The sequence below is a fragment of the Mesorhizobium sanjuanii genome (genome assembly GCF_002529485.1).
Taxonomy (GTDB): domain Bacteria; phylum Pseudomonadota; class Alphaproteobacteria; order Rhizobiales; family Rhizobiaceae; genus Mesorhizobium; species Mesorhizobium sanjuanii.
In genome coordinates this window covers 1-10,310 of the sequence record NZ_NWQG01000277.1, presented here as the reverse complement: position 1 = coordinate 10,310, position 10,310 = coordinate 1, and the positions used below count along the sequence as shown (strand labels likewise).

Annotated in this window: 10 protein-coding genes and 1 pseudogene; all 11 read left to right on the top strand. The window is 63.4% G+C overall.

What is annotated here, in order from left to right:
• Window positions 1-237: 237 nt before the first annotated feature.
• A complete protein-coding gene (locus CN311_RS30750) occupies window positions 238-1,527 on the top strand; it encodes an imelysin family protein (RefSeq protein ID WP_097577342.1) in 1,290 nt (429 codons plus the stop codon).
• 113 nt (window positions 1,528-1,640) lie between these two features.
• Window positions 1,641-1,952 (top strand): (2Fe-2S)-binding protein, encoded by a 312-nt coding sequence (locus CN311_RS30745; RefSeq protein WP_006338010.1) that lies wholly within the window; start codon window positions 1,641-1,643, stop codon window positions 1,950-1,952.
• The gene (gene bfr / locus CN311_RS30740; RefSeq protein ID WP_008872249.1) at window positions 1,918-2,403 is read left to right on the top strand and encodes a bacterioferritin; all 486 of its coding nucleotides are present in this window, start codon (window positions 1,918-1,920) and stop codon (window positions 2,401-2,403) included. Before CN311_RS30745 ends, bfr begins: the two co-directional genes overlap by 35 nt.
• Before the next feature lie 96 nt (window positions 2,404-2,499).
• Window positions 2,500-4,023, top strand: coding sequence for a di-heme oxidoreductase family protein (locus tag CN311_RS30735; RefSeq protein ID WP_425351109.1), 1,524 nt, complete (start codon window positions 2,500-2,502; stop codon window positions 4,021-4,023).
• The gene (locus tag CN311_RS30730; protein ID WP_097577340.1) at window positions 4,023-5,102 is read left to right on the top strand and encodes an imelysin family protein; all 1,080 of its coding nucleotides are present in this window, start codon (window positions 4,023-4,025) and stop codon (window positions 5,100-5,102) included. The genes CN311_RS30735 and CN311_RS30730 overlap by 1 nt, the downstream gene beginning before the upstream one ends.
• Window positions 5,103-5,104: 2 nt before the next feature.
• The gene (locus CN311_RS30725) at window positions 5,105-6,211 is read left to right on the top strand and encodes a DUF1513 domain-containing protein (protein ID WP_097577339.1); all 1,107 of its coding nucleotides are present in this window, start codon (window positions 5,105-5,107) and stop codon (window positions 6,209-6,211) included.
• A 161-nt stretch (window positions 6,212-6,372) separates the two neighbouring features.
• Window positions 6,373-7,083, top strand: a complete 711-nt coding sequence (gene tsaB, locus CN311_RS30720) for a tRNA (adenosine(37)-N6)-threonylcarbamoyltransferase complex dimerization subunit type 1 TsaB (RefSeq protein WP_097577338.1) — start codon at window positions 6,373-6,375, stop codon at window positions 7,081-7,083.
• The gene (gene rimI / locus CN311_RS30715; protein WP_097577337.1) at window positions 7,083-7,577 is read left to right on the top strand and encodes a ribosomal protein S18-alanine N-acetyltransferase; all 495 of its coding nucleotides are present in this window, start codon (window positions 7,083-7,085) and stop codon (window positions 7,575-7,577) included. Before tsaB ends, rimI begins: the two co-directional genes overlap by 1 nt.
• 57 nt (window positions 7,578-7,634) lie before the next feature.
• Window positions 7,635-8,435: a lyso-ornithine lipid O-acyltransferase gene (olsA, locus tag CN311_RS30710; protein WP_097577336.1), complete on the top strand. Its 801-nt coding sequence runs from the start codon at window positions 7,635-7,637 to the stop codon at window positions 8,433-8,435.
• A 63-nt stretch (window positions 8,436-8,498) separates the two neighbouring features.
• Window positions 8,499-9,920 carry a tRNA (N6-isopentenyl adenosine(37)-C2)-methylthiotransferase MiaB gene (gene miaB, locus CN311_RS30705; RefSeq protein ID WP_097577335.1) on the top strand — a complete coding sequence of 474 codons (1,422 nt, stop codon included), beginning with the start codon at window positions 8,499-8,501 and terminating at the stop codon, window positions 9,918-9,920.
• A gap of 136 nt (window positions 9,921-10,056) precedes the next feature.
• A pseudogene (locus CN311_RS30700) lies at window positions 10,057-10,310 on the top strand (PhoH family protein); the annotation flags it as partial.

Genomic DNA, 10,310 nt, shown 5'->3' with positions numbered 1-10,310 from the left:
TTTCTCTTCAATGCCAGTTGACTTCCAGCGCCTTCATCGTGTTATGGAAGCTTGCGCATCAAGCGCATCCCTTTGATGTCTGGGCCTTGAACCCTTTCGATTGGAGGCATTTCGGTGTCTTTCTTCCGCGAACCGCGCAATGGCGCGGCGTCTTTTGCCCATGATGGCATGCGAATGCCTTGGGGCCGGTCGGCGCGCGCGCCTTTTACTGAATTTCCAAGGAACTGGAGAACGATGATGACAGTACGCAATGGCGGCAGGCTGGCAGCGATCTGCGCTACGGCTATGTTGACGGCGGCGGTGTTCGTGCTGCCGGCCAAGGCCGAAACCGATGCCAAGGCGGTCATCAAGACCTATTCCGACATTGCGCTCGCCAAATACGAGGATTCGCTGACCACGGCGCAGGCGCTCGACAAGGCGGTCGACGCGCTGCTCGCCAAGCCGTCGGTGGAAACACTGAACGCCGCTCGCGAGGCCTGGAAAGCGTCGCGCGTTCCCTATCAGCAGACCGAGGTCTACCGTTTCGGCAACAAGATCGTCGACGACTGGGAAGGCAAGGTGAATGCCTGGCCGCTGGATGAGGGCCTGATCGACTATGTCGCCAAGAGCTATGGCACCGAGTCCGACGCCAATTCGCTCTATACCGCCAATGTGATCGCCAACAAGGAGATCGAGATCAACGGCAAGAAGGTCGACGCCTCGAACCTGACGCCTGAATTCCTCTCCGGCACGCTGCAGGAGGCTGGCGGCATCGAAGCCAACGTCGCCACCGGCTATCACGCCATCGAATTCCTGCTCTGGGGCCAGGATCTGCACGGCACTGGCCCGGGCGCCGGCGAGCGGCCCTACACGGACTACGATCTTGCCAATTGCACCGGCGGCAATTGCGACCGCCGCGCGCAGTACCTGAAGTCGGCGAGCGACCTTCTGGTTTCCGACCTGCAGGACATGGTCAATGACTGGAAGGAAGGCGGCGCCGCGCGCAAGAACCTCGTCGACGGCGAACCCAATGCCGGCATCTCGACCATCCTCACCGGCATGGGCTCGCTGTCCTACGGCGAACTCGCCGGCGAGCGCATGAAGCTCGGCCTGCTGCTGCACGATCCGGAGGAAGAGCACGACTGCTTCTCCGACAACACCTACAACTCCCATCTCTATGACGCGATCGGCATCCGCGCCGCCTATCGTGGCAGCTACACGCGCCTCGACGGCACCGTCGTCGAGGGGCCGTCAGTGTCCGACATGGTCAAGACCGCCGATCCGGCGATCGACAAGGAACTGTCGGACAAGCTGGATGTCACTGTCGCCAAGATGGAGGCGATCAAGGCGCGGGCGGTTGCCGGCGAGGCCTATGACCAGCAGATCGCCGAAGGCAACACCGAAGGCAACGCCACCGTGCAGGCGGCGATCGACGCGCTGATCGACCAGACCAAGTCGATCGAACGCGCCGTAGGCTCCCTGAAACTCAATGCCATCGCCTTCGAGGGCTCCGACAGCCTCGACGCGCCAGACAAGGTGTTCCAGTAAGCCAAGGTGTTCCAGTAAGCCTTGAGCACGATCCCGAAGGGCGGCCTTCAGGATCGTTCTCCATCAAAACCAGCCACACGGCGCCTGGGAACGCCGTCAGCCAGAGCAAATAAATGCTGATCTGCCATTGCAACATCATCACCGAGAAGGAGATTGAGCAGACGATCGTCGGCCTGCTGGATCAGGATCCCTGGCAACTTATCGTGCCGGCGAAGATCTATCATGCCATGCAGAAGCGCGGTCGCTGTTGCGGCTGCTTCCCAAATGTGGTCGAAACGATCATTCGGGTAACCGAGAACTACCACGCCCGCTCGGAGGCGAGCGGCGTGGACATCGTTTCACACCTGGATCGCGTCAGAGGCCTGCGCATCCAATACGGGAGCAGAACCCATGAAGGGCGAAAAGCAGATCATCGAGCGGCTTAACGAGGCTCTGTTTCTGGAGCTTGGAGCCGTCAACCAGTACTGGGTGCATTTCCGGCTGCTGGAAGACTGGGGATACGCCAAGCTGGCAAAGAAGGAACGCGCGGAATCGATCGAGGAGATGCACCATGCCGACCGGCTCGTGGCCCGCATCATCTTCCTCGAAGGGCACCCGAACCTGCAGTCCGTGGCGCCGTTGCGCATCGGGCAGAACGTCAAGGAAGTGCTCGAATCCGATCTTGCCGGCGAATATGACGCACGCACCGCCTACAAGCGGTCGCGTGAGATTTGCGAAGAAGCGGGCGACTACGTGTCGATGAAACTGTTCGAGGAATTGCTGTCGGACGAGGAAGGTCACATCGACTTCCTCGAGACGCAGCTCGACCTGCTCGCCTCGATCGGCGAGGAAAAATACGGCCAGCTCAACGCCGCATCGGCGGACGAATCGGATTAAGGACATGCGGGAATGCGGCGCCCCCTAGCATTCTTGCGCCGCTTGCGGCGGGCCGGGAATTACGGCCTGCCGTCCCTCCAAAACCCGCGATATGGATTGCTTCGCGGGCTTTCGCTTGCTGTTTTGCTCCCGCTTGCCGGCTCGGCACTGGCTGGCCCACCGGAATCGGCGGGTCTCGCCACCACCCGCACCGATCTGACGCCGAAGGATCTGGCGCGCGTCATCGCCGTCACCCGGCCGACATCGGATTTTTCCAAGCCCGAGCAATTCGAGCTGATGCAGGGCGGCGCCGGCACGTCGCGCAAGGACGTCAACCGCGACGCGTTCTCGCAATCCTCCGCCAACATCACCTTCGAGGAAGAGGGCACGTTCAAGCTCGGCAACGCGCTTTTCCGCAAGAACTGGGTGTCTTCGCCCTCCTCGACGCAGGCCTCGGACGGGCTTGGCCCGCTGTTCAACGAACGGGCCTGCCAGAATTGCCATCTGAAGGACGGCCGCGGCCATCCGCCGGAAGGCGACACTGGCACCACTTCGATGTTCCTGCGGCTGGCGCGTGATGCGAGCAATGAGGAGGAGAAAGCCGCGCTCGCCGACCACAAGGCACTCAATTTCGTCGACCCGGTCTACGGCTCGCAACTGCAGGAACTGGCGGTGCCGGGCCTCAAGGGCGAAGGCAGGATGCATGTCGACTATCAGGAACAGAAGGTGACGCTGGGCGACGGCAGCGTCGTCTCGTTGCGCAAGCCCAGCTATTCGGTCAAAGGCCTGGCTTACGGGCCGCTCGACACGCACACCACGCTGTCGCCGCGCCTCACGCCGCCGATGATCGGCCTTGGCCTGATCGAGCAGATCGCGCCGGCCGATATCCTTGCCAATGCCGATCCGGACGACCGCGACGGTGACGGCATTTCCGGCAAGCCCAACATCGTGCGCGATAGCCGTAGCGGCGAGCTGACGCTTGGCCGCTTTGGCTGGAAGGCGCAGACGCCGTCGATCCGCGAGCAGGCGGCGGACGCATTCTCGGGCGACATCGGCATCTCGACGCCCGAAATGCCGAACAGCGAGGGCGACTGCACCGCTGCCGAAAAGGCTTGTCTTGCCATGCCGAACGGTGTGCAGAAGCGCCTCGGTCCGGTCGAGGCGCCGCCGCCGGTCATGGACCTCGTCACCTTCTACTCGCAGAACCTCGCGGTGCCGGCGCGGCGCGATGTCGACACACGGCAAGTGCTCGCCGGCAAGAAGCTGTTCTACGACATGGGCTGCATCTCCTGCCACACGCCGAAATTCGTCACCCGTCGCGACGCGCCAAACAAGGCGCAGGCCTTCCAGCTGATCTGGCCCTATTCCGACTTCCTGCTGCACGACATGGGGCCGGATCTGGCCGATGGCCAGGCCGTGGGCGAGGCCACAGGCAGCGAATGGCGCACCCCGCCGCTATGGGGCATCGGCCTGACCGAGATCGTCAACGGCAATAATTTCTTCCTGCATGACGGGCGCGCCCGCACCTTGGCCGAGGCCATTCTCTGGCATGGCGGCGAGGGGCAAAAGGCGCGCGACCGCTTTGCCGCCGCCGATGCCGTCGACCGCGATGCGCTGATCAAATTCCTGGAGTCGCTCTGATGTCGAAACGCTTTTTGCCTGCGCTTGTTCTGCCGTTGGTTCTGCTCGGTGCCCACCCGGCGTCTGCGGCGGTGAAGGCCTCTGAAATCATCCAGCGCGCAATCGACGGCTTTGTCCGTCCGGCCTATGCCAGCTTGCACCAGCACGCTGAAACCTTGACCAAATCGATGGGTAATCTGTGCGCCGCGCCCTCGCAAAAGGAGCTCGATGCGGCGCGCGCCGCGTTCTCGGCCACGGTCGATGCCTGGTCGGTCGCCGAGATCATCGGTTTCGGACCGATCAAGGAGAACAACCGGCTGGAGCGCATGCTTTACTGGCCGGACCGCAAAAGCATCGGGCTGAAGCAGGTGCAGGCGGCATTGGCCGGGAAGGATCCGACCGCAACCGATCCGCTACAACTGGCCGGCAAGAGCGTCGCCATGCAGGGGCTCGGCGCCCTGGAATTCGTGCTTTACGGCGACGGCGCGGAAACGCTAGCCGGCAAGGAGGATCCCTATCGTTGCGCCTATGGCGCTGCGGTCGCCGGCAACATCGAAACGATTGCCGCCGATGTCAGCGACGCCTGGAACAAGCCTGGCGGATTTGCCGCACTCTGGGCCAATCCCGGACCGCAAAATGCGCTTTATCGCGACGGCACTGAGGCAGTGACCGAACTGGTCGGCGTCCTCATCAATGAACTGGAGATGGTCCGCGACGTGCGTCTGAAAGGATTCTTCGGCGGCAGTCCGGAGGACGACAAGCCGAAGCAGGCGATCTATTGGCGCTCGCAAAACACCGGCGCGTCGCTGGCTGGAAATCTGTCGGGCATGGACGCACTGTTTGAGGCCTCAAAACTTGGCGATGCGCTGCCCCAGGACTCGCGCTGGATGGCGGAATCGATCCATATCCAACTGGTCAACGGGGCAGCCGACGCCTCGGCTGTCAAGGGCCCGGTCGACAAGGCTCTTGCCGACCCGGCGCAACGCCAGAAGCTCGACCATTTCTCGCTGGTGACATCCAGCCTGACGACCCTGATCGGCACCCGGCTGACAGCCGAATTCGGCTTGACCGCCGGCTTTTCCTCGCTGGATGGGGACTAACCTTGAAGACGCCGCTAATCGACCGCCGCAATTTCCTCAAGGCCGCCGGCGCAGGCTTCGCCGCCGCCATGACACCCTCGGCCTGGGCAAAGACGCTTGGCACGGATGCCGTCTTCGCCACCGCCTTCGTCAGGCGCGACGGCAGCTACGGTGCGGCCATCCTGTCCGAGGCCGGCAAGCTGCTGCATGCGATCGACCTGCCCGACCGCGGCCACGACGTCACCTTCGATCCGGTGTCGAAACGTTCGGTGGTTTTTGCCAGGCAGCCCGGCACCTTTGCCGTGGTCTTCGACCACACCGGCCGCGACGCGCCGCTGACCATTGCCAGCATCCCGGGCCGGCATTTCTTCGGCCATGGCGTGTTCTCGGTCGATGGTGCGCTGCTCTATGCCACCGAGAACGACTTCGACAATGCCGCCGGCGTCGTCGGCGTCTACGACGCGCGCGAAGAATTCAAGCGTGTGGACGAATTCCCGACCTACGGCATGGGGCCGCACGAGCTTTTGCTGCTGGGCGACGGCCGAACGATCGCCGTCGCCAATGGCGGCATCGAGACCCATCCGGATTACGGCCGCGCCGAACTCAACATCGCGACGATGAAGCCATCCTATGTGCTGGTCGACAGGATCACCGGCGACCTCGTCGAAAAGCACGAGCTGCCGCCGAAGCTGCACCAATTGTCGATCCGTCACATGGATGCCGACCAGTCCGGCACGGTCTGGTTCGGTTGCCAGTACCGGGGGGCTGGCACGGACCGCCCGCTGCTGGTCGGGCGCGCCGCGCGCGGCAAGGAATTGCAACTGCTCGACATGCCGCAAGACGTGCTCTCGGGCTTCAGGAATTATATCGGCTCGGTCGCGGCTAACCCTGCCGCCGGCACTGTTGCCGTGTCCTCGCCTGAAGGCAATTCGCTGGCCGTTATCGAGACAGCCAGCGGCCGTGTCCTTGCCACCAGCGCACTGGTCGAAGTCTGCGGCGTGGCGCCGGATGGAACGAGCTTCATGGCGACGACAGGCACGGGCGAAATCGTCGAAGCGGGCGGTGCGACGCGCTCCGAGCCGGACTATGTCTGGGACAACCACATGTTGCGCATCGAGCAGGTCGCGTAGTGCTTCTGATCGCCTGACGGTTGCGTTCGTGGAACATTACCTTCAGGCGAGATCGAAGCGAAGCCGTCAAACGATTTATGCATTATCCCCTTGCGGGGACGGGCCATGGCAGGCAGAGGGGAACCACCGTTTTTCGAACCCATGCTCCAACCGGCCGCCTCATGAAGTTGCTTGCCATCGACTGTGCCGCCAATCTTTGCGCCGCCTGCGTTTATGACGCGGTGGCCGGCAAGGAGCTCGGCCGCTCGGTGCTCGATCTCGGCAAAGGGCATGCCGAGCATCTGATGGCAGTCATCGATGAGGCATTGAAAGCCGCTGGAACCGACTATGCCGGCCTTGGCGCCATCGCCGTCTCCGTCGGCCCAGGCTCCTTCACCGGCCTACGCGTTGGCGTGTCGGCGGCGCGCGGCCTGGCGCTGGCGCTGAAAATCCCGGCAATTGGTGTCACGACGCTGGAAGCACTGGCGGCGGAGGCGGTGACCACGTTTCCCGGCCGCGCGGCGCTTGCCGCCCTTGACGCCGGGCGCGAGGAAATCCACGCGGCATTCTACGACGAAGGCTCGGTTCTGCGCTATGGTCCGGCCGTGACCACGCTTTCGCAAGCCGTCGCCATGGCGGTTGACGGTTCCCCGGTTCTTGCCGGCACGGCGGCAACGCAGGTAGCGGTATCGGCTGGCCGGACCTTTGACATCGGCCCGACCTTCGACATCGGCCCGACAGGCGCCACTGCCGACATCGCCGTCTATGCCCGGCTGGGTGCTGCGCAATATGCCGATAAAAAGTGCCAAGGCGAAAAGCCAAAGCCGCTTTACTTGCGTGGAGCCGATGCAAAGCCGCAGGCGGGTTTTATTCTAGCGAGACAAGAAAACTGATGCGCATTCCTTTCCTCCAGCCGCGCCGCAGGGACTATGCGCTCGAACCGCTGACCATTGCCGACAGCCCGGCCGTTTCCGTGCTGCATCGCGAGGATTTCGTCCGGCCCTGGACAGATGGCGAGTTCGCCGCGCTGCTCGAGCAGGACACGGTGTTCGGCTACGCCGCGCGCGAGACCGGGCAGGGCGGCAAGCCGCCGGTCGGCTTCGTGCTGGCGCGGTTGGCGGCCGGCGAGGGCGAGATCCTCACTGTCGCGGTGGCGCGCTCCCATCGCCGCCAGGGGCTCGGCTGGCAATTGATGGACGCTGTGCTGCGCGAGTTGCATGCGCAGCGCGCCGAGGCGCTTTTCCTCGAGGTCGACGAGACCAACGTCGCCGCCATCGCGCTATACCGGCGGCTGGGCTTCCGCGAGGTCGGCAAGCGCGCCAATTACTACAGATCGCCGGAGCACGGCCCCACCGGCGCGCTTGTCATGCGCCGCGATCTTCGCTAGCGCAGGCCCGAAAGTGGACGCACGTAGTTCTAGAAGCTGGGACAGGGCCAGGACCGCATGATCGGAAAAATCAGGATTTCGATGGCGCTGGGCCTCGTCGTCGCCGGCTCATCGATCCTCGTGCCGTTGCAGATCCTGTCGATGAAGACCGGCTGGTGGCCGGAAACCATCATCCTCAAGATATGGCACAGAATGATCGTCAGGGCGCTGGGCATGCGCATCCATGTCAGGGGTGCGCTGTCCGACAGCCGTCCGCTGCTGGTTGCGTCCAACCACATCTCGTGGACCGACATCATGGTGCTCGGCTCCATGGTCGACGTGAAATTCATCGCCCGGGCTGACATGGAAGGCTGGCCGCTGATCGGCATGCTGTCCAAATTGCAGCGCACTGTCTTCATCGAGCGCGAGCGCAAACGTTCATCGGGCGACCAGGCGAGCGAGATCGCCAGCCGCATGGCCAAGGGCGACGCCATGGTGCTGTTTGCCGAAGGCTCGACCGGCGACGGCAACATGGTCCTGCCGTTCAAGAGTACGCTGTTCGGCGCCGCTTCGATGGCGATCTCCGAAGGTGCCGCGGAACAGGTCTTCATCCAGCCGTTGGCGATCGTCTATACACGCCTGCACGGCGTGCCGCTCGGCCGCCGCCACCGACCGATCGCCGCCTGGATCGGCGATGAGGATCTGATGCCGCACCTGAAGGTGCTGATGGCGCAAGGCGGTCTCGACGTCGAGGTTCATTTCGGCGATCCCGTTGCCTTTTCCAAAGGCTCCAACCGCAAGGAAACGGCAAGGCTGATGGAAAGCCAGGTGCGTGACATGATGCGGGCAGCACTCGCCGACCCGCGTCCGAGCCAGTAAGCCGTAACGGTACCGGGCAGAATCGTCTGTTTTTTGTCACGGAAAGGCGCTAGAAGCCGCCGGATGGATTTGAACACGATAGAGCGGAAAGACACCGACATTGCCGCCGAAAGCGCGGCGTTGCCATCCGCCGCAGCCAAAAAGGTCTTCGTCAAGACCTATGGCTGCCAGATGAACGTCTACGATTCGCAGCGCATGACCGATGCGCTGTCAGCCGATGGCTATGTCGCCACGGACGCCATCGGCGAGGCCGATCTGGTGCTGCTCAACACGTGCCATATCCGTGAAAAGGCGGCGGAGAAGGTCTATTCCGAGCTCGGCCGCATCCGCGAGATGAAGGCCGAACGGGCTCAGGCCGGGCGCGAGATGCTGATCGGCGTTGCCGGCTGCGTCGCGCAGGCCGAGGGTGCCGAGATCATCCGCCGCTCCCCGGCCGTCGATCTGGTCATCGGCCCGCAGACCTATCACCGCCTGCCCGATGTCCTGGCACGGGTGCGCGGCGGCGAAAAGATCGTCGAGACCGACTACGCCATCGAGGACAAATTCGATCATTTGCCACAGCCCAGGCGCGCCGAGATCATCAAGCGTGGCGTCACCGCCTTCCTCACCGTTCAGGAAGGTTGCGACAAGTTCTGCACCTTCTGCGTCGTGCCCTATACGCGCGGCTCGGAGGTTTCACGGCCGGTCGCGCAGATCGTCGCCGAGGCCGAACGGCTGGCGGCAGCTGGCGTGCGCGAGGTGACGCTGCTTGGCCAGAACGTCAATGCCTGGCATGGCCAAGGCGACACCAAAGGGGGCAAGACCGAGGAATGGGGCCTTGGCCGGCTGCTGTTCAGGCTGGCCGAGATCCCCGGCCTGGCGCGGCTGCGCTACACCACCAGCCATCCGCGCGATATGGATGACGAGCTGATCGAAGCCCATCGCGACCTGCCAGCGCTGATGCCTTATTTGCATCTGCCGGTGCAATCAGGCTCGGATCGCATCCTCAAGGCGATGAACCGCAGGCACACGGCGAAAGACTACCTGGCGCTGCTCGACCGCATCCGTGCCGCGCGGCCGGATATCGCGCTTTCCGGTGATTTCATCGTCGGCTTCCCCGGCGAGACGGACGCGGACTTCGAGGCGACGATGGAACTCGTGCGCCAGGTGAACTACGCCTCGGCGTTCTCGTTCAAATATTCGCCACGACCGGGCACCCCGGGCGCCGAGATGGCCGGCCATGTGCCGGAAGCGGTCAAGGACGAGCGCCTGCAGCAGCTGCAGGCGCTGCTCTTGAAGCAGCAGCAGGATTTCGGCTTGAGCCTGGTCGGCCGCACCATCGACACGTTGATCGAGAAGCCCGGCCGCCAGGCGGGCCAGAAGGTCGGCCGCTCGCCTTGGCTGCAGCCGGTTATTGTTGATGAAAAGGCCGGCGAAATCGGTGACATTATCCAGGTACGAATCACGAAGACGGGCTACAATAGCCTGTTCGCCGAGTTGGCCTGATGCATGTCGCTCAAAAGTGCCCGCGGTTTTGGGTCAACGACATGCATAGCCACAAGCCTCGGCAGATGAGGAGAGACGGTTGAGCGCTGCGGAAGTGAAGAACCTGCCCCAGAATCCACCTTCAGGGGCCTCAGATATGGCGCACATCGTTCTGACTTTCGACAACAACAAGCTTGCCAGCGCCCTTTATGGCCAGTTCGACGAGAATCTGGCCAGGCTCGAGCAGAAGCTCGGCGTCGACATCCGCTCGCGCGGCAACCAGTTGACCATCAAGGGGTCCGCCTCGGCCGCCGAACAGGCGCGGCGCGCCCTGGACAATCTCTACGGCATTCTCCAGAAAGGCGTCGACATCGGCCAGTCGGATGTCGATGGCGCCGTGCGCATGGCGAT

Coding starts and splice junctions, on each gene's coding strand:
- CN311_RS30745 (WP_006338010.1), top strand. CDS start 1,641: ATGCTGATCTGCCATTGCAACATCATCACCGAGAAGGAGATTGAGCAG.
- CN311_RS30730 (WP_097577340.1), top strand. CDS start 4,023: ATGTCGAAACGCTTTTTGCCTGCGCTTGTTCTGCCGTTGGTTCTGCTC.
- olsA (WP_097577336.1), top strand. CDS start 7,635: ATGATCGGAAAAATCAGGATTTCGATGGCGCTGGGCCTCGTCGTCGCC.
- bfr (WP_008872249.1), top strand. CDS start 1,918: ATGAAGGGCGAAAAGCAGATCATCGAGCGGCTTAACGAGGCTCTGTTT.
- miaB (WP_097577335.1), top strand. CDS start 8,499: ATGGATTTGAACACGATAGAGCGGAAAGACACCGACATTGCCGCCGAA.
- tsaB (WP_097577338.1), top strand. CDS start 6,373: ATGAAGTTGCTTGCCATCGACTGTGCCGCCAATCTTTGCGCCGCCTGC.
- rimI (WP_097577337.1), top strand. CDS start 7,083: ATGCGCATTCCTTTCCTCCAGCCGCGCCGCAGGGACTATGCGCTCGAA.
- CN311_RS30750 (WP_097577342.1), top strand. CDS start 238: ATGACAGTACGCAATGGCGGCAGGCTGGCAGCGATCTGCGCTACGGCT.